Source organism: Eubacterium aggregans (assembly GCF_900107815.1).
Taxonomy (GTDB): domain Bacteria; phylum Bacillota; class Clostridia; order Eubacteriales; family Eubacteriaceae; genus Eubacterium_O; species Eubacterium_O aggregans.
This window is the reverse complement of sequence record NZ_FNRK01000003.1, coordinates 26,498-48,800: the sequence shown is the minus strand read 5'-3', so window position 1 is coordinate 48,800 and position 22,303 is coordinate 26,498. Positions and strand designations below refer to the sequence as shown.

General features: G+C 46.0%; 28 protein-coding genes and 1 riboswitch. Of the genes, 1 reads left to right on the top strand and 27 read right to left on the bottom strand.

Going from position 1 to position 22,303, the window contains the following annotated elements:
• Positions 1–45 precede the first annotated feature (45 nt).
• The 7 genes from BLW33_RS02505 to BLW33_RS02475 form a co-directional block, all read right to left on the bottom strand.
• The gene (locus tag BLW33_RS02505; protein ID WP_090304736.1) at positions 46–1,650 is read right to left on the bottom strand and encodes a L,D-transpeptidase family protein; all 1,605 of its coding nucleotides are present in this window, start codon (positions 1,648–1,650) and stop codon (positions 46–48) included.
• Between the two features lie 131 nt (positions 1,651–1,781).
• Positions 1,782–2,264, bottom strand: a complete 483-nt coding sequence (locus tag BLW33_RS02500; RefSeq protein ID WP_090245504.1) for an ACT domain-containing protein — start codon at positions 2,262–2,264, stop codon at positions 1,782–1,784.
• Positions 2,265–2,273: 9 nt separating this feature from the next.
• Positions 2,274–3,476, bottom strand: coding sequence for an aspartate kinase (locus BLW33_RS02495; protein WP_090304734.1), 1,203 nt, complete (start codon positions 3,474–3,476; stop codon positions 2,274–2,276).
• Positions 3,477–3,484: 8 nt separating this feature from the next.
• Positions 3,485–4,216 carry a 2,3,4,5-tetrahydropyridine-2,6-dicarboxylate N-acetyltransferase gene (dapD, locus tag BLW33_RS02490; protein WP_090304732.1) on the bottom strand — a complete coding sequence of 244 codons (732 nt, stop codon included), beginning with the start codon at positions 4,214–4,216 and terminating at the stop codon, positions 3,485–3,487.
• A gap of 19 nt (positions 4,217–4,235) precedes the next feature.
• On the bottom strand, positions 4,236–4,985 hold the full coding sequence (dapB, locus tag BLW33_RS02485; protein ID WP_090304730.1) for a 4-hydroxy-tetrahydrodipicolinate reductase: 750 nt from the start codon (positions 4,983–4,985) through the stop codon (positions 4,236–4,238).
• Positions 4,985–5,869, bottom strand: coding sequence for a 4-hydroxy-tetrahydrodipicolinate synthase (gene dapA / locus BLW33_RS02480; protein WP_090304728.1), 885 nt, complete (start codon positions 5,867–5,869; stop codon positions 4,985–4,987). The genes dapB and dapA overlap by 1 nt, the downstream gene beginning before the upstream one ends.
• A 25-nt stretch (positions 5,870–5,894) precedes the next feature.
• Positions 5,895–6,893, bottom strand: a complete 999-nt coding sequence (locus BLW33_RS02475; protein ID WP_090304726.1) for an aspartate-semialdehyde dehydrogenase — start codon at positions 6,891–6,893, stop codon at positions 5,895–5,897.
• 83 nt (positions 6,894–6,976) lie between these two features.
• Positions 6,977–7,148: riboswitch (Lysine riboswitch) on the bottom strand.
• Positions 7,149–7,258: 110 nt separating this feature from the next.
• Here BLW33_RS02475 and BLW33_RS02470 point away from each other — a divergent pair.
• Complete coding sequence (locus tag BLW33_RS02470; RefSeq protein ID WP_090304724.1) at positions 7,259–8,152, top strand: SPL family radical SAM protein; 894 nt, start codon at positions 7,259–7,261, stop codon at positions 8,150–8,152.
• Between the two features lie 213 nt (positions 8,153–8,365).
• Here BLW33_RS02470 and BLW33_RS02465 read toward each other — a convergent pair whose 3' ends face one another.
• From BLW33_RS02465 to BLW33_RS02370, 20 genes are all read right to left on the bottom strand, one after another.
• On the bottom strand, positions 8,366–8,788 hold the full coding sequence (locus tag BLW33_RS02465) for a hypothetical protein (RefSeq protein ID WP_090304722.1): 423 nt from the start codon (positions 8,786–8,788) through the stop codon (positions 8,366–8,368).
• The gene (locus BLW33_RS02460) at positions 8,785–9,252 is read right to left on the bottom strand and encodes a type II toxin-antitoxin system HicB family antitoxin (RefSeq protein ID WP_090304720.1); all 468 of its coding nucleotides are present in this window, start codon (positions 9,250–9,252) and stop codon (positions 8,785–8,787) included. The genes BLW33_RS02465 and BLW33_RS02460 overlap by 4 nt, the downstream gene beginning before the upstream one ends.
• Complete coding sequence (locus BLW33_RS02455) at positions 9,249–9,509, bottom strand: type II toxin-antitoxin system HicA family toxin (protein WP_090304718.1); 261 nt, start codon at positions 9,507–9,509, stop codon at positions 9,249–9,251. The genes BLW33_RS02460 and BLW33_RS02455 overlap by 4 nt, the downstream gene beginning before the upstream one ends.
• A gap of 123 nt (positions 9,510–9,632) precedes the next feature.
• A complete protein-coding gene (locus BLW33_RS02450) occupies positions 9,633–10,616 on the bottom strand; it encodes a GH25 family lysozyme (RefSeq protein ID WP_090304717.1) in 984 nt (327 codons plus the stop codon).
• The gene (locus tag BLW33_RS02445; protein ID WP_090304715.1) at positions 10,617–10,943 is read right to left on the bottom strand and encodes a DUF4406 domain-containing protein; all 327 of its coding nucleotides are present in this window, start codon (positions 10,941–10,943) and stop codon (positions 10,617–10,619) included.
• Complete coding sequence (locus tag BLW33_RS02440; protein WP_090304713.1) at positions 10,944–11,444, bottom strand: phage holin family protein; 501 nt, start codon at positions 11,442–11,444, stop codon at positions 10,944–10,946.
• Positions 11,445–11,447: 3 nt separating this feature from the next.
• Complete coding sequence (locus BLW33_RS02435; RefSeq protein ID WP_090304711.1) at positions 11,448–11,708, bottom strand: DUF6275 family protein; 261 nt, start codon at positions 11,706–11,708, stop codon at positions 11,448–11,450.
• Between the two features lie 5 nt (positions 11,709–11,713).
• Entirely contained in the window at positions 11,714–13,348 is a 1,635-nt protein-coding gene (locus BLW33_RS02430) for a hypothetical protein (RefSeq protein ID WP_090304709.1), read from the bottom strand.
• Entirely contained in the window at positions 13,348–15,588 is a 2,241-nt protein-coding gene (locus BLW33_RS02425) for a hypothetical protein (RefSeq protein ID WP_090304707.1), read from the bottom strand. The genes BLW33_RS02430 and BLW33_RS02425 overlap by 1 nt, the downstream gene beginning before the upstream one ends.
• A gap of 9 nt (positions 15,589–15,597) precedes the next feature.
• Positions 15,598–15,957 carry a hypothetical protein gene (locus tag BLW33_RS02420; protein WP_090304705.1) on the bottom strand — a complete coding sequence of 120 codons (360 nt, stop codon included), beginning with the start codon at positions 15,955–15,957 and terminating at the stop codon, positions 15,598–15,600.
• 9 nt (positions 15,958–15,966) lie between these two features.
• Positions 15,967–18,537, bottom strand: a complete 2,571-nt coding sequence (locus BLW33_RS02415) for a hypothetical protein (RefSeq protein WP_090304703.1) — start codon at positions 18,535–18,537, stop codon at positions 15,967–15,969.
• Positions 18,522–18,914 carry a Gp15 family bacteriophage protein gene (locus BLW33_RS02410; RefSeq protein WP_090304701.1) on the bottom strand — a complete coding sequence of 131 codons (393 nt, stop codon included), beginning with the start codon at positions 18,912–18,914 and terminating at the stop codon, positions 18,522–18,524. The genes BLW33_RS02415 and BLW33_RS02410 overlap by 16 nt, the downstream gene beginning before the upstream one ends.
• On the bottom strand, positions 18,859–19,191 hold the full coding sequence (locus BLW33_RS02405) for a hypothetical protein (protein WP_090304699.1): 333 nt from the start codon (positions 19,189–19,191) through the stop codon (positions 18,859–18,861). Before BLW33_RS02405 ends, BLW33_RS02410 begins: the two co-directional genes overlap by 56 nt.
• Before the next feature lie 14 nt (positions 19,192–19,205).
• A complete protein-coding gene (locus tag BLW33_RS02400) occupies positions 19,206–19,640 on the bottom strand; it encodes a phage tail tube protein (RefSeq protein ID WP_090304697.1) in 435 nt (144 codons plus the stop codon).
• A 9-nt stretch (positions 19,641–19,649) separates the two neighbouring features.
• Complete coding sequence (locus BLW33_RS02395) at positions 19,650–20,048, bottom strand: minor capsid protein (protein WP_090304695.1); 399 nt, start codon at positions 20,046–20,048, stop codon at positions 19,650–19,652.
• Complete coding sequence (locus tag BLW33_RS02390) at positions 20,049–20,438, bottom strand: hypothetical protein (protein WP_242911572.1); 390 nt, start codon at positions 20,436–20,438, stop codon at positions 20,049–20,051.
• Between the two features lies 1 nt (position 20,439).
• Complete coding sequence (locus tag BLW33_RS02385) at positions 20,440–20,778, bottom strand: hypothetical protein (RefSeq protein ID WP_090304693.1); 339 nt, start codon at positions 20,776–20,778, stop codon at positions 20,440–20,442.
• Between the two features lie 4 nt (positions 20,779–20,782).
• Positions 20,783–21,169, bottom strand: a complete 387-nt coding sequence (locus tag BLW33_RS02380; RefSeq protein WP_090304692.1) for a head-tail connector protein — start codon at positions 21,167–21,169, stop codon at positions 20,783–20,785.
• A gap of 17 nt (positions 21,170–21,186) precedes the next feature.
• Entirely contained in the window at positions 21,187–21,396 is a 210-nt protein-coding gene (locus BLW33_RS02375; protein WP_090304690.1) for a hypothetical protein, read from the bottom strand.
• Entirely contained in the window at positions 21,396–22,298 is a 903-nt protein-coding gene (locus BLW33_RS02370) for a capsid protein (RefSeq protein ID WP_090304688.1), read from the bottom strand. The genes BLW33_RS02375 and BLW33_RS02370 overlap by 1 nt, the downstream gene beginning before the upstream one ends.
• Between the last annotated feature and the right edge of the window lie 5 nt (positions 22,299–22,303).

The window sequence follows — 22,303 nt, the reverse complement described above, 5'->3', positions numbered from 1 at the left end:
TTGAGTGTGATACCTCATCCGATTGCCTTTTATTCTTATCCTATTTTAATAAACAACCACGGGCGTTCCTTCCGATACATTATTAAAAATAGTTGCCGTTGCACTATAGGGCGTGTTCACACAGCCATGGGAACCCCCACTCAAGTAAATGTCCCCACCGTAGCTGCTCCGCCAGCCATCTGCATCATGGATTCCATTACCTCGGCTGGTATCAAAGGGCATCCAGAAGTTAACGGGAGAAGCGTATCCATCCCCCTTAAGCACCGTATCTGTGGCTTTATAAACGATGGCGTACACCCCTGAAGGCGTGCCATACCCAGCCGCAACCGAACCGGTAACCACCGGCGTGCTCACAACAAGCTGACCATCGACATAGAGCCACATCGTCTGACCGCCTAAGCTAATTTCCACATAAGTATTCCCAATATCATTGTTCGTATCCCGGGATAAGGCTGTTGAGGAGTACACGGGCTCCCGTGTTACCGGCTGCCCGGCCTGGATAATCGGAATTAATGCTTCTAATTCTGCCGCTTCATCTATGCACCAACCATAGCTTCCACCGCTGACGGTGATACGGGAGCCACCGCTTGTGGTAAAGCCATGGGAGCCACCAATGGTATCGTATTTTTCGCCTAAAGTCGCCAGATAAGCTTTTGCCTTTTCTTGGTCAATGGCGACATTCATGCTATCATCAACCGATAGCCATGACCCGATGGTTGCACTATCTAATACTTCATTTTGATTCCCGAAGGTATAGGTCACCACAGATTTCAGGTATTTTTCCATGGTTGTTTTCGCCTTTTGAACCTCAGCAGATTCCGTCGTATATTTGGGGGCGGTATAACATCCAGCAGACTCTAAATCCAAGGTTGTTCTACCACTGGCTATGGCCTTTTGCACCGCTTCCGTAAATTTAGTCCGGTCTAATTGATTGCCCGCTACTTCCTGTTTAATGGTAATCGTCCCATTTTCATAAACAGGTTGGGCGTTGGCTGCCGCAACAATATCCGTGCTCGAAATCCCTTTGAGCTGATCAATAACACTACTAAGCTTCGCTTTATCGTAGGTATAGGCTTCCTGCATATTGGCATCAGGTCCTTTAAAAAAGGCCATTGGCCAGGCCCAGGCATTTTGGGCTGCCAGCTGTTCCTCAATATGACTAGCATCACTATATTTCAAACTGATTGCCGTCGCCGTAATGGTTTCGGTCTTCCCTCCCCGTTCCTGGAGGGTGAGGGTATAATCAGAGACATTCCCCTTAATCATCGCCTCTACCTCTGTGGTCGTTTTATTGGATGCGTCCAAGCCATTCATATTGGTATTGGCAAAAAAGTGACTGCTATAAAAATAAACACCACCACCATAAGCCACAAGGAGAACGGCGACTACGGCGCCCAGAATAATCCACAGTTTTTTCTTTGATCCCTTGGCCACTGCCTGGGGAATCGGTGACTCTTGTGGGACGGTTTCTTCCCCGGAAGGTTCCTTATCCTCCTCGTGATCTTCATAATCCAAATTGAGGGTTGCACCATAATCCTCAGACTCTGGTCCCTTTTCTTCTTCCTCTGACATCACAGCATCAATAGCCGTCAGTTCTTCATTCTCTTTGTGACTTAATTCATTCTGTATATCTTTTTTTTCTTCCATCATTTTTTCCTTTTTGTCATATCTTTTGCTATTCTATCATTAATGAAAGAAAAGGTAAATATAAAATATCGGTTCCCCATAAAAAATACATCCCTTTTACATTGGTATGCAAAAGGGATGTATTTTTTTATTGTTTAAAGTTCAAAAACAGTGCGTACGGCATTGGCTGCTTTCCGGGCGTCCTCATTTTTTACCACACAGGCAATGCTGATTTCTGAGGTTGTAATCATTAAAACACGGACATCATTATCTGCAAAAACCTGGAGGAATTTAGCCGCTACACCAGATTGTGTCCGCATACCGATACCGTGAAGGGACAGTCTTGTGATATCCTGATTAATACTAATCTGAATCTCCGGGTATTCCTCACCCAAGGTATTGGCGATATCCCTTACCTTGTGGAGCTCCTTTTCCAAAACAATGAGGGATACATCGAAAGCATTGTTCACTGGGGCAGTCCTGGAAATAACGTCGACATTGACATCTGCCTCCGCCAATTCTTTAAGGAGACGGGTCATAATAAAATTATTAAAGGGAACCCGTTTAAGGGAAATCATCAGATTTTCGCAATCGATGGACAAACCGTCCACGCTGTGGCTTTCCATTATTGTATTCATATCGCCCTCCTATAAATCGAACGCTTCCGCTGTTGCCTGGACCGCACGTTTTTCAGCAGAGACGGGAATCATACAAGATATACGGATTTCTGAGGTGGTAATCATCAAAATGGGGAAATCCAAATCCGATAAAACCTTAAAAAACTTAGCAGCCACACCACACTCACTGCGCATGCCAATGCCAACGACGGATAACTTCGTCACATCCTGATCCACCTCAATCTCCACCTGGGGATAGGTTTCTTTAAAAGCATCCAGAATGAGAGTCAGCTCTGGCAGATCTTCCGCCGGTGCGGAGAAGGAGATATTAATGGCCCCAGAAACCGGTGAGGCCTGGCTGATCATATCGATATTGATGCTCTCTTTGGCTAGGGTTGAAAAGAACTGGGCCGTAACATTCATATCAAAGGGAACATTTTTGAGGGAAACCATTAACTCATCGTGATCGATGGCCATCCCAGTAATTTCTTTTGTAAATTCACCCTTGCCCCGATGGATCAGGGTTCCTGGAACTTCATTGATGCTGGAGGCCACATAAATATTGGCATCGTACTTGCTGCCAAGCTCAATGGCTCGGGTATGCATGACCCCCGCACCTAAACTGGCCATTTCCAACATTTCATCAAAGCTGACAAAATCCAGCTTTTTCGCATTGGGGACAATGCGAGGATCGACACCGTATATACCATCAACATCGGTGTAAATTTCACATGGGCACTCTAATACGCAGGATAGGGCCACTGCGCTGGTGTCCGAGCCTCCCCGGCCCAGGGTGGTAATATCATCATTTTCATTCACTCCCTGGAATCCTGCGACAATGACAATCTTTCCTTCATCTAAGGCCTCATCAATCTTCGTCCGATCGATGTCCATAATCCGGGATTTTCCATGATGACCCATGGTCCGCACCCCAATCTGGGGGCCCGTAAAGGAAATGGCATCGTATCCCATTTCGTCCAAGGCCATGGACAGCATGGAAATGGACACCTGCTCCCCTGTGGCCAAGAGCATATCCAACTCACGCTTTGGTGGATGCTCATTGATTTCGTAGGCCATCTTCACCAGCTCATCGGTTTTCTTTCCCATGGCGGAGACAACCACGACCATCCGGTTGCCCTTTTCTTTTTTTGCAATGACACGACGGGCGACGTTTTGAATCCGCTCAATGGACCCCATAGACGTTCCGCCGTATTTTTGAACAATCGTACCCATACCTTTTATTATCCCCTTAAATCATCCAGAAGCTCTGTTTTGCCCTCTGTTTTTTCATCTTTTTCTTTCACGACCTTAGCCGGGCTCCCTGCCACAACCACTCCGGCCGGCACATCCTGAGTCACCACAGCCCCTGCTGCAACCACGGCGTTTTCACCAATCTGAACGCCTTCTAAAATAACGGCATTGGCACCAATGACGACACCGTCACCCACCGACACCGGCTCCTTGGAGGGAGGCTCCAAAACCCCTGCCAACACGGCACCTGCTCCAATGTGACAGTTCTTACCAACCTTAGCTCGAGCCCCCAGAACTGCATTCATATCGATCATGGAGCCATCTCCAATTTCTGCTCCAATGTTAATGACCGCTCCCATCATGACGACGGCGTTCTTTCCGATATGGACACCCTCCCGAATAAAAGCACCGGGCTCAATTCGGGCATCGACCGCTGTTAAATCCAACAGGGGGATGGCCGAATTCCGGCGATCATACTCGACTTTACAGAAGGAAATCGACGCTGCCTTTTCTTCAATCAATGTGCCGATTTCTGCAGCTTCACCTAAAATGATGCACGCCGAGGGATCACCAAAATAGTTCATCCCTTCTAAATCCTTCCGGCGCAAATAGCCCTTGATAAAAGCCTTTACCGGTGTGGTTTTTTCCACAGCTTTAATATACTTCGCAATTTCGTAAGGATTTTTTAAATCAAATTGTTCTTTTAATGCTTCGTTGGTCATATTTCCTCCATTGCTTTAACTAAGCCAGGACATCATCCATGGAATAAAGTCCTGGGCCTTGGCCCGCTAAAAATTTAGCGGCCTCCACTGCACCATTGGCAAACACTTTTTTGGATAAGGCCGTGTGCTTCAATTCAATGATTTCATCATTTCCGGCAAAGATCACCGTATGCTCCCCGGGGATGGTCCCACCACGAATAGCATGGATTCCCATTTCACCGGGCTGTCGTTTGCAGTCAAGCCCCTGACGGCCATAGGTATATTCCTTTTTTTCCTGAAGCCCGGCATTCACTGCATCGGCCAGCAGCAGGGCCGTCCCACTAGGGGCATCGACCTTTTTATTATGATGCTTTTCAATGATTTCAATATCGAAGCCAGACTCCAGGGTGCCGGCTAGTTCCTTTAATGCCCGGGCGAGGACGTTAATGCCCAGGGACATATTGGCGGTTTTAAAGACGGGCAGCGTGGTTGCCCCTTCTTTAATGTGTGTCATGTCTTCTTCCGAAAGGCCCGTCGTTGCCAGGACGATGGGAGTCTTGGTTTTTAGGGCATAGCCAAAAATTTTAGGGAAGGCCGAAAAGTGGGAAAAATCTATGATGACATCCGCTGCAACGTTACAGTCCTCTAAATCCGTGAAAACCGGAAAATCTGCATCGACGGCATCCCGATCATAGCCACAAACAACGGTACATTTCGGATCGTTTTCAATAATCTGGGCTAGGACATGGCCCATGGCGCCACTGGCTCCTGATAACATAATCCGGATCATCAGAGCAGTCCTCCGTATTCCTTCAGGGCCAGGATCAACCGTTCCTTATTGTCTTCATCCATTTCCACTAAGGGTAACCGCATTTCACCCGTATCTCTGCCTAAAATACCCATGGCTGTTTTTACCGGAATGGGATTGGTTTCATAGAACATGGCTCGATTGAGAATATTGGTGTGGAACTGCAGCTGACGGGCTTTTTCAACATCCCCATCGAGGTATGCCATCACTAAATCGTGCATGGCCTTTGGTACGATATTCGCAGTGACTGAAATCACACCCTTTCCACCCAAGGATAAAATCGGCAGAACCTGATCATCGTTGCCACTGTATACCGTAAAATCCGGCCCACAGGTTTCGATGATTTCCGATATTTGGCTGATATTCCCGCTGGCTTCTTTCACCCCGACCACATTATCCACCTGGCTGAGTTTTTTAAAGGTGTCCACGGTGATATTGGCACCGGTCCGACTGGGCACATTGTAGACGATAACGGGTAAATCCACGGTTTCAGCAATAGCCTTGATGTGGACATAAATTCCTTTTTGGGTGGACTTATTATAATAAGGATTAATGACCAACGCAGCATCCGCATGGTTCTTCTTAGCATGCTCGGTGAGCATGATGGAATAGGCCGTATCATTACTGCCGGTTCCAGCAATATAGGGTACCCGGCCGGCAATTTGCTCACCAGCCACCTTAAGCAGGTCTAAATGCTCCTGATCCGTTAAGGTCGAGGTTTCACCCGTGGTGCCAGCAATGAGCAGGGCATCGGTTCCCTGGTCGATATGCCAATCGATGAGCTCCCGGAAGCGATCCCAATCCACGGCTCCATCTCGAAAAGGGGTGACTAAGGCAACACAGCTACCCGTAAATAGACGTGACATGATTATTCTCCTTTGTATACTACTATTAAATCAAGCCCTGATCAATCAGAGCAAAAGCGATCTGTACCGCATTGGCAGCTGCGCCCTTACGGATATTATCGGCCACACACCAGAAATTCAAACCATTTTCGATGCTGAAGTCCCGGCGAATCCGCCCAACATAGACCTCATTGGTCCCTGTAGCGGTAACGGCCATGGGATAAATATTTTCTGCCGGATTATCCTGAACGATACAGCCTGGCGTTTCTTCCCACATTTTCTGGATATCTTCAACCTCGAAGGGTTTTCGAAGCTCACAGTTAATGCTTTCAGAGTGGCTGTTGTACACCGGCACCCGAACGGTCGTTGCGGTAATGGCAATGGAATCATCATGAAGAATTTTGTGGGTTTCATTAACCATCTTCATTTCCTCCTTGGTATAGCCATTGGGAAGGAAATCGTCAATATGGGGAAGGCAGTTAAAGGCAATGGGATGGGGGAATTTCTGGGGTTCTGCCCCCTGGATGCCATTCTCTAAGTCCTTATACCCCTTGACCCCAGCCCCTGAAACAGCCTGGTAGGTGGAGTAGACAATCCGCGCAATCCCATATTTTTCATTGAGGGGCTTCAAGGGCACCATGGCCTGAATGGTGGAGCAATTGGGATTGGCAATGATATTTTTATGCCATTTTAAATCCTCAGGGTTGACTTCTGGCACCACTAAAGGAACTTCTGGGTCCATCCGCCAGGCAGAGCTGTTATCAATGACGATAACACCACGCTTAGCCGCCTCCGGGGCAAATTTTTCACTGGTTCCGCCGCCGGCTGAGAATAATGCCACATCAATATCCTTATCAAAGGCTTCCGGAGTTAATTCCTCAACTTCGTATTCCTTCCCCGCAAAAGTAATTTTTTTCCCGGCTGAACGTGCAGAAGCCATGGGATAGAGGTTTTCCACAGGGAATTTTAATTCCTCTAACACTTCCAACATTTTCTGACCAACCATTCCTGTTGCACCAACAACAGCGACATTATACTTTTTCATAGCGACCTCCTGCGTCAATATATTAAAAAAAGCTAGTAAAGATACCAGCTATTCAAAGTCACAGCGTCAAAAACGCCTTTATTGAGATTGATAGCACTCCATCTTCCGATGACAGTCCCATTGCTCTTAACAATGAGCCCAGGAACATGATCGACAAATACCATGCCCTTCGGCGTCCTTCCCTTTCACCACCCATCACATCAGCTTGCCCTGATCCCGATGGCTACTTTTAAAGCACGCGCCTCTATCTTTACTTATTGAGTTATGGGCTAATTGTAACAGATGTTCTGGTGAAAAGAAACCCCCAATTTCAAATACATCAACTTTTTAATGAAAACCGTCATTTTTTACACTATAATAGTTCTATGGAAATGTTAAATGTCAAACACATCATCACACGAACCCGCAGCGATGCCTGGTTTGGTTCCGATTATACTATGAATATTTACCGCGGCTGCTCCCATGGGTGTATTTATTGTGATAGCCGTTCTTCCTGCTATGGAATTACGGATTTCGATACCGTCTGTGCCAAGGCAAATAGCACCAGCCTTATCCAGTCTGAGCTGCGCTCCAAACAAAAAAAAGGCGTCGTAGCAACAGGTGCTATGAGTGATCCCTATAATCCTCAAGAGCAGAAATTCAAGTTGACTCAGGCTGCCCTGGAGCTCCTCAATCGCTATCATTTTGGGGTTGCCATTGCCACCAAAAGCGATTTAATCACCCGGGATATTCCTGTGCTGCAGTCCATAGCACACCACTCCCCGGTCCTTTGCAAAATTACCCTTACCACAGTTTCCGATACCTTGGCTGCCAAGGTTGAGCCTCGGGCTCCCTCACCCACCCAGCGGTTAAAGGCCATTGAGTCCCTGGCTAAGGCCGGTGTTTTTTGCGGAGTTTTACTGATGCCGGTATTACCCTTTATCGAGGATGATGCCCAGGCGATTGCGCAATTAATTGAAAGCTGTGCGTCGGCTGGTGCCCATTTTATTTATCCCGCTTTTGGTGTCACCCTCCGGGAAAATCAACGGGAATGGTATTTTAATGCTTTACGACAGGCCTTCCCCCATGCCCACCTGCCTGAACGTTACGCCAAAGCTTTTGGCAATGCCTATGAATGTCATTGTCCTGAAGCCAAGGGGCTGTGGTTCAATTTTAAAAGCCTGTGCGTGCAGCAAAACCTTCTTTTCAATATGTCAGATATTATCCGCACCTATAAGTCTCCCTACCTTTCTGAACAATTGAATTTCTTTGACTTGTAAGCTACGCACTCTAAAAAAGCTCCCAGTCAAATGACTGAAAGCTTTTATTTATGCTGTTTTCCGCTTCATATCAAGATGGAGCGGGTGAAGGGAATCGAACCCTCGTAACCAGCTTGGGAAGCTTGAATAATCTTCCTATTTAAAAGGGTGCTATAATTATTACGACAACTTTACGACATAAAATTAAATTTTATATCCTTCGATCTTATCAGATTATTCTTGTGCATCATCCTTTTTAATCATTATAACTGGTGGTGTAACAATTGGAGGGTTTCCGTAGCTTGAAGTAATTTGAGCAATTAGCAAAGAAATTCTTCCTGCGATATCATCTAATAAATCTGATTCTTCATTTATTAATCTTTCCTCAATCTCACTTTGATCGAGATTATTCTGGTCCCCATCAATGAAAAATAATATAACTTCAAAAGCGACCATAATTTCAAATAGTTTGACAGGATCTGCTACAAGAGTCCTAGTAAGAGTAATATTTACGTAATCATTACTAATCTCAATATCAACATCATCATTACATAAGAGTTCAATCTTTTCTTTAGTATCAATATCATTCTTCTGATAATTTATATTTTTTAATGCAAATCGATAATTTTCCTTAAAGTGCTCGTTAAAAAAGCTCATTTTATTCTCCTTAGATTTACTCCGCTCTCATTCATAGAAGCAATGTTAAAAGATTCAAATTCAAATGGTCTATTAACAACGTATGCATCACAAGCTATGCCATTTTTTTCACAACATCTTTCTTTTCGGTCGGGCGAAAGATAATTTTCAATAGCTACCTCTACCACTTTATTTAAAGAACTTCTCTTTTCACAAGCCAACCTAGCTAGCGACCTATGTAGTTCAGGCTTTATTCGAACATTAAAAGTACCATTATACGTTTTTTCTGGGCTCTTCCCAACATCTTGGCAAAACTCTAGATAGTCATCAACGGCAGATTCAAACTCATTTTTAATTTCATCCAACGACTCAGCTTCAAATGTAATTAAATCATTAATTCCTTCAATTTTTCCATACATCACACGATCTTCAATACTAACTTGAACATGAGCCATATATCCTTTGTATTTGATAACATCACTCATTTTAATTCACCTATTTCTTCTAAATACTTAACCAACTGTTTTACTGCATACTGTTTCATCTCATCCCCGGGGTGCGGCTTGTGAAGCAAAGCAACTGATTCATCTGAACTACGGTAAAACTTAACGCGTGATCCAGATGTTTTTCCTTTGCTGCATTCCTCAAACCCCATACTCTCCATAAGTTTCTTTGCTTCGCGATATGTAAAATCCTTCGGTATAGTTTGGATTCTCTTTTTCAATTGTTCTATTTTACTCAATAGTCTTTTCCTTTTGCAACTATTTTATAGTTACACAATACCACGATATCGATGTATTGTCAATTAACGAAATAAAAAAATCCCCCAGCCGAAGCTAGGGGAAAAGTGGAACCTGTTTATTAATTAATTAATCCGAATCGTATCCCCAGCATAAATGACATCCGGGTTCTCAATCCCATTGAGCTCAGCCAGATGGCCAACGCTCGTGCCGAACATCCCTGCAATACCACCCAAAGTATCACCGCTCTGGATCGTATAGGTCTGGCCGCTGCCAGATGCTACGCCATCAATCACAATCACCTGACCTGGGTAAATCACATCTGGATTGACAATGCCGTTAATGGCAGCCAAATGCTGGTAGGTGGTGTCATACTGATCCGCAATACCGGAAAGGGTATCTCCTTCTTGTACGACATAGATGCTGGTATTTTGAGCATTCTCCGTTGCTTCTGGTGCCGGTTCCGGCTGGGGTTGAACTATTACGCCTGTGCCACCGCCGGCGTAGGCATCCCAGGCGTTACTATCGCCGTAAAATACGTTTAAGTCCAATCGATCACCCCAGCCGGGCAAATACCCGCCCGAAGTATATTGGAGCATCGCTGCACCCGCCCAATCGCTAATTGGGTACATTGCGGCATCCGGCACATAGCCATTACAGCTATCCAAACTGTAATAAGCCACCCAGAGGCCATAATCCCCGGCGACAACTCCAGACCAGTCCCATTCGTTGACGACGCTGCCACTCATATAGATCATGGGCTTAATGCCCGTTCGGGCCTGTACGTGATCCAGAAATTCTTTGGCGTATCCTGGGCCACAATTTACGGCGTTGGTTTCCCAGTCAAGGATAAGGATAGCTTCCCCGACATATCCGGCAACATTATCCACAAAATAATTCGCTTCAGCGGTCCCTGAGCTGTTGCCATCGGCAAAGTGGTACACGCCCACTTTCTTTCCGCCGGATTTGGCTTGCTGATAAGCTCTGTCACAATCACCACTAACATAGTCTAGTCCCTCAGTCGCCTTGATAATCACAAAATCCGCTGGGACTGCATCCAAATCAATCCCACGTTGCCATGCACTAATATCAATACCATTCAAACTCATTTAGTTTTCCTCCTCATAAATAATTTTAAGGCCATAGGCCACAGCCGCATCATGCTCAATTTTGCACCCTCGGGCATACTCCCAGCCCTTGCAATAGTACACGGCATCGCAAAGGCTCATATTTTCCAGGCTCTTTGCTAAAAAGCAGAGCGGCACCTGCACAACGCCACGCTCAGCCATTGATTTAGAGCTATACCATTCATCCGTAAAGAGCGTATTGACGACCTCATAGCCTTTGGATTCCAACACTGCGATGGCCCGTTCTCGGGTTTCAACGATTTCTACATCCGACTTGCCGCCCATGGGCTGGCTTAACATTGCTTTCATTTATTCTTTATCCTTCCCGGCGGACGCTTTCACCGCCTCTTCATCTTCGGCCACTGCTTTCTGCTTGGTGACAATGGCTTCCACGGTATCGCCATTCTGATTTTTTAGCACATCGATGGCCTTGGTGAGCACATCCGGGATGGGCACTCCCATGAGCCCCATATTTTCGATGATACTCAAGGCCTCATTGATACAAAATGCAATCACCACGGCATCCCGGGCCAGATTAGTGCCAATCAATACATCCACCTGACAGGCCACCACGACAACCAACAGGATGCCGCCTTTACGCAAAAGACCCTTAAATCCTGCTCTGGATTCAAGGGCCCCGGAATCGGTCTTGGTTGATGTTTTAAAAACGCCTGCCACGATGAGGCCGGTGATATAGTCAATAGCCATAAAGATGATTAATGCTTGCAATGCCGTGTCCCAGCCTCCAATATACGTTGCGATGACACCGCCAACGGTGCCCATAATGCCTAAGATTAATTTGTATTCCATGATTTAAACCTCCCTCGGTACAACAACGCAATTATTAATTTTGTCGTAGGTGTCCAGATATGCTTCCTGTTTATCGCCATTGAAGGTCAGCTCAAAAAGCAGCTTATCCTCAGCGTGGGTTGCCAAAATGGCTTTATTATTTTGGAGCGTTTTACAACTCCACACGATAAAAACTTTGTCTTTGGTAATGGGTTCTCCTAAGACAGTGTTGTAATAATTAACGACGGTGTCTTCTGCAAAATCTAAAAATTTCTGATCATCCATATTATTTATACCTCCGTGATTTCATATGTGACTTTCATGGTTTGTGTTTCATTTTTGACGACGGGTTGCGACAGATTGTTGATGGTGGATAAAAACATCATGGGTAAGGTGTAGTAAATGTTTGTATCACTTTTATGCCCAAGGCAGATTGGACAATCCGGGGCCTGGATTGGATTTAATGGACCAAAAGTTAAGATATTGTAAATCATTCCTCCTGAATAATTTGACACCCTTGAATACTCCCCAAAGTATTCACAAGTTCCATCTTTTATATTTAATGCAATATAAAAAATACCGTTAGTAGTGGCACTTCTTCCGCTATAATAATACATATTAGCATTAACACCAATCAATAATTGAGAAGCATTTTGGTGTACGCTTTTTAAATAGTTTATTGATTTTGCATAAAAAGGAATATACATCTCACCAGACGTTGCGCCACTTCCCGCTTTTTCAAAAGGTTCTGTAATCTGAATCAATTCATAGTCACTAAAATCATCAATATTAATTTTATATAAAGATATCCCTTTATACTTCCCATCGGAGTTCTTAGACGAGTCCGTATTAACCGTGTAAATATATTGACCATCAGTTCCATTTATTTGCAAATTAGCTCCTAAAACCGCATCTTGCACAGTATCACAGACTTGCTTTGTGATGGTCAATGTATCTAGATTTACTACAATCACATTTAATTTTTTATTGCTATCAATATAGATAGAATAAGTATTTTGTTCAATAGTTTTCCAATACAACGGTGACGAAAAAGTAGCAACATCAGATGTCAAAGTGACAGAATTTAATAAATCCTCAGAATATTTCCCAGAATATGAATTCGCATTTAATCCAAACGTTCTTGATTTTTCTTTTTTATAATCATAAACACTTATTGCAACTGAATTTGATCCTACTGTGGTCATTGCGTATACGAAATTTCCGTCAGAGTTTACTCCAATTAAATAAGCATTTTTATTTTTTAGATTACAAAGTTCACTATATTGCGTTGCATAGTCTGATGCAGGAAATGAATTTGACGTATCTTTGAACGATCCAATAAGTTTATAGTAACGGTAGTAATAATCACCAACTTTACTATTACCACTATTTGTAACTCTTGGCGCTTGAATCGGATACATACTACCAATGGCTTCGGAAAAATCCGTTTTCGGCTCACAATAAGTCCCACAATACCCACCAGCAGCACTGGTTAAACAGACACTTTTAATCTGTTCGTTTGCTTTATTTGTGGCAAAATCCCATACATATTTTTTACCATTATCCAGCGTCACCGTTTCTGTTTCGTTTAATACCCCGGTAAATCGGTCAGCGGTATTGGTCAGCTTTTTTGCTTTTCCGACCAGCGTTGCATTGGGCGGGGCAAAAAAAGTATTCTTGTTCTCCGGTATATTTTCGTCAAATAGCATCAGACCCGAAAACATACTGTCAATTAATTTTCCAGTTAGAGCAACAAAATCAAACTCATATTCTGCGCCGAATACATTTTGCACAAAATATTTACTTGCGTTATTGCACAAACTGGACACCGCATCCGTCACCATATTTTCATCTTCTACATTCAGCACTTCTTCCCCGGTCGTCGCATCGAATAATTGAATCGTCGTTTTTCCCTTTAGCGCCATTAAATCACCTCCGTAATTTTAACTTTAATTTTGTAATTGTCCGCCGTGATACTTACATTTTGTCTGAGACATAACCTCAAATTGGATATCGGACTTGTGGCAGTGCCGGTCGCAGTCACTTCCCCCTGCAATAATTTTGCGGTTAAAAACGCCGGATTGCCGGCACTGGCATAGCCCAACGCAATGTTAAAACTATCCGTACTGGCACCTTCTGGCACCATCAGCGTCCCAGATATGACCTCAATATCCATCTGATAGATTTTGCCGGACTCCATCATGGATAAGGTGTCCCAAGCCGCTGGGCGGCCACCATCGACGGCCTCAAATTGTGGTGCAAACATAATATTGCCCATGGCACTGGATTGATAGGTGCCGTTAAATAACAATGTACAATCCAATAAACTTGTCACGGCAAGCCCATTGTAGCTTGTAAGATTCTCGGTCTGCCAGTAGGGTGACAGTAGATTATCATCACTGCCAACATAGATATAACTGTCTTGAGATACCACCGATATCGGCGTGTAAATCTCTGTGAATATGCCACCTGTTGGCACCTGCGGCCCTGCGGTGATGCTCTCAAACATATCCACAATTTTAATAGCCGCATCGTCAGAGGCATTAACCACAATCGGATTAAACGTCTGAGTAATATTAATCTCCGGCCATGGCGGCGTATCGATGACCGTGCCATTTTTGACCAGCAGGCTGATTGATGCTCCCCGCTTGTCCACGGCGATCTGGCCACCGGCGACGGTGACCTGTACATCGTGGGAGACCGTCCCACCTTTTTGCGTTATTGGTATAAATGCGGCACTAAAAGTATTTGCCCCCGGGTGAGGCCGCTGGTACATCCGACACTGGACCGTAGCATCCATGCGGTAGTCGATTGTGATGAGCGGGGCATCCTGGGCGGCTACGGCAGCGCCTGTCAGGGTCCCAGTTAAATCGCCGGTCTGGGTGCCGGATACGGCGGTAGTGTCGGTGGTGTCAATCACACCCTCGAAGGTGCCGCTGACCGCTCCGGCCACGTCTCCGGTAACGGTGAGCGCCTCCGGTTCGGTCGGCGTAAACTCATAGGTGAGTAAGAGCTGCGTGTCCACCCGGGTGTCGTTGTCACCCTCTACGGCCACGGCGCACAGGGTTTGGGCACTGTCTGTGTAGGTGTAGGCGGCCAGGTTGTAGCCCAGGACGTAGCCGATTTTGTCGCCGATGTCAGTGTCATTAACACCTTTAACCGCCTGGGTGTAGCCTTTATCGGCTATAATTGATTTTCCAACACTTAAAACCTGATTTTGCATCATCCCAATAATTTTGTTTTGGGTGACGATGCTCACGTACCGCTGGCCCTTTTCTGTGGTCACACGGACGGCATCCCCTATTTTTAGCCCACGGAAATCTGAGGTAGTAAAATTGCAGGGCAGGTACCCAAGCTGCTTGATTTTCTCATTGTAAATATTGTCCAACACGCCCTGGATATCGGATTCGTCCGCATCATCGAAGAGCGCATCATTGGCGGTGATGGTAATTGCATTCCCATCATTACCCGCTGTGAGCTTTTTATCCTCAAGGTAATACCGCACCCCCGTAATCTGGGTAGGTGTCTCATCGGCCACAAATTTACTAAAATCACTATATACATACTCTGTGGCCATAGTGCTAAAATCATACCATCGGAGTTGCAATTCTTCGTCTGCGGTAATCTGCGCAAAACAGCCGGCCAATTCACAGCACAAGGCCAAAATATTTCGGCAGGATGCGCCTTTCAGGCGGTCGCCTTTTTTGATAGTAAATTCCGAATTCGTGAAGGTCGGTGTGATGAGGTCAATGGCCAGCTGATCAGCAATGACCTGGACCAGATGGCCGATGGTGCAGGGATAAGTAGCACCCATAAATTTGGTATCAAATTTGGTCATGGCATCGGTGCTTGTGATATTGATGGCGCCATTTTCTTTTTTGGCCGTCTCAACATAAAATTTCCCGATTTTATAGCCACCTGTTTCATCGGCAGCATCCACCACGCTTAAAACCATGGTGGCGTCCGTCAATATCACATCATCCCACTGGCCATTCAAATTGTTGAGGGCGAAGGTGTAGCTTTTCGCCGCACAATACCCCAGGGCGATATCACTGGCACTGCTAGAGTTTTCGGTGAATGTCCTGGAGAGTAGCTTTGTTTTATCCAAGGTATAGGTTTTTCCATCCGTGGTGGTCAAGATGGCGACTAAATCTTTAGTGTACATTTGACCCCCTTACTGCTCAATCATGTTAAGCTTAACCTCCCAATACACAACATTATTGATGACTGCCATTTTTTTAGCACTCACATCGCCGCTGTATACCGTGGATGTCGCATCCCCACCCGTTAATGGACTAGGATATCTGAGCGTCCCGTAGGTGTTTGGCTTAATCGTCGATAGGATGATTGCCGCCTGACTATCGGGCACCATTTTCCAGGCACATTCAATTTTATTTTTTTGCGCCACTATTTTTTTAAACATCGTCCCGTCCAGGGTTCGCCCAGAATCCGGGCTTGACTCATCATAATAACCATAGGTGTAATCGGTTGGGGCTGGTAATGTGACTCCGTTATAAATTAAATCTCTTGCCATTACACCCTCCTAAGTTGTGATGATAAGCGGCTGCCCGGTCCGCCTGGACTCATTGTTAATCATGTCCACGATGGTATTAATAAATGTATAATCGCCAAGCTGGACGATGAGCTGTACCGGTTGATTAGATGCCTGGGTATTGTTATTTTGGCCTGCAAATTGACTCAAGGCCTGCATCATGACGGCCATCATCTTATCCTCCGGGGCGATGATTTCACCCTGGCTGGTGTTGTCCCCAATCATGGCCAGCTGCGGGCTGTTGGCTTTGACGTAACCGCCGGATGCAAACGCCGGAATCAAAGAGCCCAACGATCCTAATGCTCCACCAATACTGGATATTAATCCTGCCCCAGATAGAGCTATTCCGCCAACCCCAGCACCAATAGCCGCAGATTTTGCAATAGCTGGTCCCGTCCCTCCCATCGTCTGAGCGCCTTTTTGCCAATAACTTGAGTACGTGCTCACTGCATTTTTAACCGTTGCGATTGCGTTCTGGGCTGCACTGATCACATTGTTAATCATTCCTTGAACTGTGCTAATCGCTCCGGATATTGCCGATACGACACCCATCCAGGCGCTTTGAGCTTTGGATGTGATGCTACTCTGCCATGATGCAAAAGAGGACACACTCGATGATACGAATCCACTCACAGCTGATTGGGCCGATGACACGCCGCTTTGTACATATGATTTGATCCCATTTCCGGTCATCTGGGCTTTAGTGATCATTGCAACAGACCAGCTGGCCGCCTGGGTCATCATATAACTTGTCCCATAATTATAGGCATCTCTTGCCGATGCCATCCCATTTTGGACGCTGGATGACACCACAGCCATAGCGGTGTTAAAAGCAGTTTGAGTTTGGAGACCAAAGTTTTGTGCATTAGCTATCATCGTGGCTGTTGCAAGCGTCTGAGCGCCCTGGATAATGGTCCATGCTCCAACAAGATTCCCCTGTATTTGTCCTGCCAATACAGCCGATAAACCAGCCACCACAATTGCCCAGGTAGTAAATTCTGTCTGGGTTCCCAGGGTAAAATTATCAACATCCCATTTTGCAAGGGCTAAGGATGGCTCAAAGGCAGTAACTAAATCTAACCCAGGGACAAAAGCTTGTTCAATCACTGGAGCGGCAATGGGTGCCTGGTAAAGGTCCACACTCTCGTTAAACTCGGTCAGGTCCAATCCCGGCACCGGAACAGGTGATAATTGCGGTATCTGAAACGCCTCTTTAAGCCGGGCACCAACAACGCCTACTTGGTCAAGCAAATCCTTTAATCTTGCTTCGATGGCCTCCAAAGAGTCCTCATAAACATAAACTGGTTGCGGGTCGAGGGCGGCATCCATTTTACCCTTAAACTGGTCAGCCTTATCCCCAGCCTTCCCAATCGCGGCAATAATACCATCGTAGCTACTGCCATCTCCATCCCCGGGGGTGACGGACGGTAATGTGATATCCCCACCCGTATCTCCAATATCATCGTCCAAATCGGACAACTGGTCCTGGAGGACGTTGAGCTCATCAAAGCCCAGGATGGTCTTTTTTATATCCTTAACCGTATCGTCCACAGTGTCGCCAACGTCTTCGGTGGTGTCACCAATATTTCCGACACTGTCCGATACGTCATCTACCGCCTGAGACACCTCTTTCCCGGTGATGGCTGCCCACAATTCTTTGACCTTGCGCACCATGCCATTAATCGTGCTGAGGATGGCGTTCAGCGTCTTTAATAATGGCAATAACACAACAATGAGCAATTGGCCTAAATTGGCTTTAAACTCATCCCATTCAAGAGATAGCTTGCGGACCTGGTTGGCCCAGCCATCGGAGGTTCTGGCATAGTCCCCCTGGGATGCAGACAGCTTATCCGTCACAAAGGCCAGCCGCAAGGCCACCTTTTCCTGCTCACTCATTTTAGATGTCGTTTTACCATATCCATTTTGTAGAGCGTACTGGTCCAGAGCATTTTGAGTCATGACCACGCCTAAATCCTTAAGGCTTTCAGTCTCACCCGTAAAGACGGATTTTAGCTTCGTGTATGCCTCATCCTGGGAGATGTTGTAAAATGATGCCACATCCCCGGTGAGTCCAGTTAAGACTTCACTCATCTGCTCGGCCTGGGAAGTCGTGTATCCAAAGGATTTTGACATTGCCCCATAGGTGCCCATGTACTTTTTCGCCATGGTTTCTGACAGTCCATAGGCATCTTTGGCGGCATAGGCAAACTCATTGACCTTTTGGGTCATACCGCCGTAAGTGACCTCTACGACGTTTTGGACCTCGTTTAAGTCACTGGCAAGCTGGATGCCAGATGCACTTATGGATACAATAGCCGTTACAGCAGCGGCAGCGGCGGCCACAATAGCCGCACATCCAGCCGCCATGGCGGTACCCGCCAATCCTGCCCCGGCACTCACTTCTGAGCCCATGGCCGTTGCACTGCCACCGACACCACTTAAAGAACTGACGATACCATTAGCGGCGCTTTTACATTTGGTATTAACGCCCATGAGGGCCGTATTAAATTGTTTGGAGTTTAGGATAAGGTCAATATCGATTGAGCCTAATTTTTGCCCCATTCGTGGTCACCTCCCGCCATGGTTTTAAATGCGTCTTGCAGCTGGTTCATCATATTTTTATAATCATCCATGTTGATATCAGCAGCCTGTTTTTTCGCCCAGTCCCGGTGGATTTTCCGCTGCTGGGCATTAAATTGTTTTAATACCTTTGGGTCCTTTTCGGCCCGAATTGATACGATATTTCCCAGTGGGGTATCTGGTGCAATGCCACTCAGCAAAGTGGCAAACTCATTCCAGGTCATCCCCTCAGCGTCTTTTCTCAGCCGGATACCATACTGGGCATTAAAAGAGGCCTCAATGAGGCCCCAATCATCGAACAGACTATAATACAGGGTGTTGTTCTGCGGATTTTTGAAATCGGCTGGCGATTTCATCATACTCCACGCCCTGGGCCGCTGCGACAACAGCGTAAAACACTACCTGATAATACTCTAAGCTTCTGCCATAAGATTTTAGTTTATCAGCAACCACTTCCCCCAGATGGATCTTTAACACCTCGAAGATACCATCCGGCATTTTAAAATCAGCCATAACCTCCAGGGATTTACTGGTAGCCACAAGGCTATCGTCAATCTCAAACTCTTCATTATCGATGATGACAACAGGACGTTCCGTCATCAATTTATCTGTGATGTTATAGATTCGTTTACTCATTTATTTTACCTCCATTATTCAGTTGGCTTAGGTGTGTAAGTCGGCTTCCCATCGCTCATGGCGTCAAATTCCAGGGCATCCACATTGGTGGAGTCACCGCCACCCGGTGTGGTCACATTGATAACGGCACTGAATGCCAATTTATCACCATTTGGAAATTCCCACTCAAAGGGTACGGTGACGTTCTGCCCCGTTTTCCAGCTCAGCCCCGCCACAAAGTCATTGCCGGCATCCCCAACATTGCGCTTGCCAGACAGGGAAATAGTAAAGGCCTTCCCGGTCATCAATCGCCTAATCCATCCCTCGGTATCCATAGGGGTCCATTCCTCAACGTTGTTGTCCATGGAGACGCTAAAGGTTTCCAGATCTGCGATACTGACCTTGGTGTCTGTCGCCGTCCCAATTTTAAATTTGTTCTCAAAAACCGGATAAACTCCGCTTGTAATCATAGGTTTTACCTACCTTTCGTAATAAAATTCCGCCTGGATGACCCGCTCATAGACCAGATCAGCCCCGTTTCCAACGTCAATGGGTTCAGCGCTCAATAACCGCACATAATTAACATGAGTGTCTTTAATATCAAAATTGCTTTTAAACATCATCTTTTCAAACACCCCAAAGGCCGCCGTTTCCGTTTCCCTGGCATTTTTATTCCAGTGGATTAGGATTGAGACACCTTTAACAGCTGTCTTTGTTGTCTCATCACCGCCCAGGGCGATGGCCGCCGCACTGGTGTTATTGAGCGAATATACCCCAATTGACTTATCTTTTTTGGCATCCAAACGCCCGATATAATAGTTTTCCGCTCCGGTGTCCAGTGTTTTAATCCAGTCCCGGATATCTGCTAATCCCAGCATTTAGACCCCCGTTTTAAGCTTGTACAGCTTTTTAAATGTCGTCTTACAAAAATCTTTTTTGGAGCCATCGATATAATCATCGGCCCACAATCCCCCAGCATTGGCATTATTAACCCGCTGATAATCGTACTCAGGGTGAAAATAAAGCCTCCTGGCCTGGGGGCTGGTGGTGGTCAATGTTACCGTGCCGGATTTGGATGCCGAAGTATCCACAAAGGTCTGCTCATTTTGCATGGTTCCCTGGTCAAAAGGCATCACCTCATCGGCAATGATTTGGGTATGCAAAGCCTCCCCGGTCTGCTCCAAACAGGTGATGGCTGCCTGCTTAAGCCCGGCAATCAAGACCTTGCTGATATTAACCTTGCTCGACACATGGGCGATTTTGCCCATATCACATCAACTCCAATTTTGTATAATTGACGGTACCATCCGGGTTCCTGGCCTTGATACCCTTATAAATCTTATGGGCGACACCATAAACGACAGCCTCACCATCGGTGATCACCGGGGGCCCAGGGGCAAGGTCCCCGTTAAACAGGGCCACCCCGGTGATGGTGATGAGCTGCTTTTCCGGTGTCAGAACCCGGTGGGCTGTATCCTGGTAATTACACATCCCAGCGATGACGATGTCCGGCACTGGTGCCCCGTCCTCGTCAAAGTCTGCCTGGTATACCGTCACAGTAATAGGCGTTTTACAGAGGCAATCAGGGACTAAATTTGGCCATCCCATAGCATTACCACCGATCCACGTTTAAGCAGCACAATCCAGACTGCTCCAGAAATGACATGATATAAGATGGGATGACAACACCGTCCCGAATCTCAATCATGGGGGATGCTGTCAGATTGACGGACACCCCGTTAATGGAGTAGGCAGATAGGGCACTCTCAATGATGGACTGATTGTTATAGTAATAATCGGCCAGCTGAGCGGTGCATTGTCGCACCACATCCTCCTGATAAGAGGTTAGGGCTTCAATTCCCCCGCCCCCTGGGATGCGGTTAAATGTCAAGCTGTCAATATTTCGGCTGGACTGCATCAACCGCCCTGGGGCATCGACATCTGGGATGGTGGTATAACCCATGGCTCGGTATTGCTCATAAGTACAGTAATTTTCCATGGCATCCTCCATGTGTTTTATTTTGCCGCCGTAGATTTAGATTTCGTCTTTTTAAGAGCCTCTAATTCACTCACAACCGCCATATATTTTTCATATGGGACAGTTTTACCCGCCCCATACTCTAAAATATTGCCGGCATCGTCGTAGATGTCAAAGCCAGAGGATTGATAAAAACCCTTGCTGGCATCGTCCACGATATACTCTTTGTTATCTTTTCTGGCAATCATTATTCAGACGCCTCCACATTCATGGCAATCCCGCAAGCTTTATTCTGGATGAGGAAAGTGTCCGTGTAATAGCGGTTCTGGTAGACATACTTATCCGCAGTACGGCTATCAGACCCCGGGGTAAACAGCTTCATATAGGCGTATTTATCACGGGAGATTACGCAAGAGGGATGTACCAAAATCATGTTAATCTGCTTAGCAGCCGTTGCCGGTACACATCCATCGGTAAAGTTATAGGCGGTCTTAAAACGCCCAGAGGGGACGGTTTTAAGGGATACGTTATCCAGTCCAGTCACTTGACGATTGATGACACCTGCTGCACCAGCAGAGATGTTCCGGCTGATTCCCTGGCATTCTTTGGCAATCTTCATCATGGTGGATGTCATGTACAGGATGCGCCCATCCGTCGGGACGGATTTATCATCCATGGTGGCCATTTGTGTATCGAACCATTCTAAAAAGTTTGCAATGGTGACGGCGGTAGTATCAATGACCGCACCATTAGCAGCGTAGGTTCCGGCTTCTGCGTAAAGCTTGCTAAAGCGGTAAGAATCCTTTTCTGGGATGGCCTGTTCAGTTTCAAACACATTCTGGATATTTGCCATTTCCAATGTCAGATTGGTTTCATCAATGTCCATTGGGTCAATTGGGATTTCGATGTCACGATCATGGGTAAGCTTTTTCGGCTCCCAATCATTGGTAACAGTCCCGGCATTAAAGCCCATGACATTGCGGTTATGGTCTTTGTACCCAGACACCGTGATTTTCGGCAGCTTGATGGTCTGGGCATTTAAAAATTTAATCTGTGGATTGGAATTTGCCAATTCCACGGATACCAGTTCCCTGGCATATTTCTGCTGTAATTCTTTTTCAAAAGCGTCTGCATAATTGTAAACAGTCATTATCA

Coding starts and splice junctions, on each gene's coding strand:
- BLW33_RS02465 (WP_090304722.1), bottom strand. CDS start 8,788: ATGAGCTTTTTTAACGAGCACTTTAAGGAAAATTATCGATTTGCATTA.
- BLW33_RS02385 (WP_090304693.1), bottom strand. CDS start 20,778: ATGGGATGGCCAAATTTAGTCCCTGATTGCCTCTGTAAAACGCCTATT.
- BLW33_RS02445 (WP_090304715.1), bottom strand. CDS start 10,943: ATGAAAGCAATGTTAAGCCAGCCCATGGGCGGCAAGTCGGATGTAGAA.
- BLW33_RS02450 (WP_090304717.1), bottom strand. CDS start 10,616: ATGAGTTTGAATGGTATTGATATTAGTGCATGGCAACGTGGGATTGAT.
- BLW33_RS02425 (WP_090304707.1), bottom strand. CDS start 15,588: ATGTACACTAAAGATTTAGTCGCCATCTTGACCACCACGGATGGAAAA.
- BLW33_RS02430 (WP_090304709.1), bottom strand. CDS start 13,348: ATGGCGCTAAAGGGAAAAACGACGATTCAATTATTCGATGCGACGACC.
- BLW33_RS02415 (WP_090304703.1), bottom strand. CDS start 18,537: ATGGGGCAAAAATTAGGCTCAATCGATATTGACCTTATCCTAAACTCC.
- BLW33_RS02370 (WP_090304688.1), bottom strand. CDS start 22,298: ATGACTGTTTACAATTATGCAGACGCTTTTGAAAAAGAATTACAGCAG.
- BLW33_RS02435 (WP_090304711.1), bottom strand. CDS start 11,708: ATGGATGATCAGAAATTTTTAGATTTTGCAGAAGACACCGTCGTTAAT.
- BLW33_RS02495 (WP_090304734.1), bottom strand. CDS start 3,476: ATGGGTACGATTGTTCAAAAATACGGCGGAACGTCTATGGGGTCCATT.
- BLW33_RS02395 (WP_090304695.1), bottom strand. CDS start 20,048: ATGCTGGGATTAGCAGATATCCGGGACTGGATTAAAACACTGGACACC.
- BLW33_RS02375 (WP_090304690.1), bottom strand. CDS start 21,396: ATGATTGCCAGAAAAGATAACAAAGAGTATATCGTGGACGATGCCAGC.
- BLW33_RS02420 (WP_090304705.1), bottom strand. CDS start 15,957: ATGGCAAGAGATTTAATTTATAACGGAGTCACATTACCAGCCCCAACC.
- BLW33_RS02475 (WP_090304726.1), bottom strand. CDS start 6,893: ATGAAAAAGTATAATGTCGCTGTTGTTGGTGCAACAGGAATGGTTGGT.
- BLW33_RS02500 (WP_090245504.1), bottom strand. CDS start 2,264: ATGAATACAATAATGGAAAGCCACAGCGTGGACGGTTTGTCCATCGAT.
- BLW33_RS02470 (WP_090304724.1), top strand. CDS start 7,259: ATGGAAATGTTAAATGTCAAACACATCATCACACGAACCCGCAGCGAT.
- BLW33_RS02380 (WP_090304692.1), bottom strand. CDS start 21,169: ATGGAAAATTACTGTACTTATGAGCAATACCGAGCCATGGGTTATACC.
- BLW33_RS02440 (WP_090304713.1), bottom strand. CDS start 11,444: ATGGAATACAAATTAATCTTAGGCATTATGGGCACCGTTGGCGGTGTC.
- BLW33_RS02410 (WP_090304701.1), bottom strand. CDS start 18,914: ATGATGAAATCGCCAGCCGATTTCAAAAATCCGCAGAACAACACCCTG.
- BLW33_RS02400 (WP_090304697.1), bottom strand. CDS start 19,640: ATGATTACAAGCGGAGTTTATCCGGTTTTTGAGAACAAATTTAAAATT.
- BLW33_RS02460 (WP_090304720.1), bottom strand. CDS start 9,252: ATGAGTGATGTTATCAAATACAAAGGATATATGGCTCATGTTCAAGTT.
- dapB (WP_090304730.1), bottom strand. CDS start 4,985: ATGATCCGGATTATGTTATCAGGAGCCAGTGGCGCCATGGGCCATGTC.
- BLW33_RS02405 (WP_090304699.1), bottom strand. CDS start 19,191: ATGAGTAAACGAATCTATAACATCACAGATAAATTGATGACGGAACGT.
- BLW33_RS02505 (WP_090304736.1), bottom strand. CDS start 1,650: ATGATGGAAGAAAAAAAAGATATACAGAATGAATTAAGTCACAAAGAG.
- dapA (WP_090304728.1), bottom strand. CDS start 5,869: ATGTCACGTCTATTTACGGGTAGCTGTGTTGCCTTAGTCACCCCTTTT.
- dapD (WP_090304732.1), bottom strand. CDS start 4,216: ATGACCAACGAAGCATTAAAAGAACAATTTGATTTAAAAAATCCTTAC.
- BLW33_RS02390 (WP_242911572.1), bottom strand. CDS start 20,438: ATGGGCAAAATCGCCCATGTGTCGAGCAAGGTTAATATCAGCAAGGTC.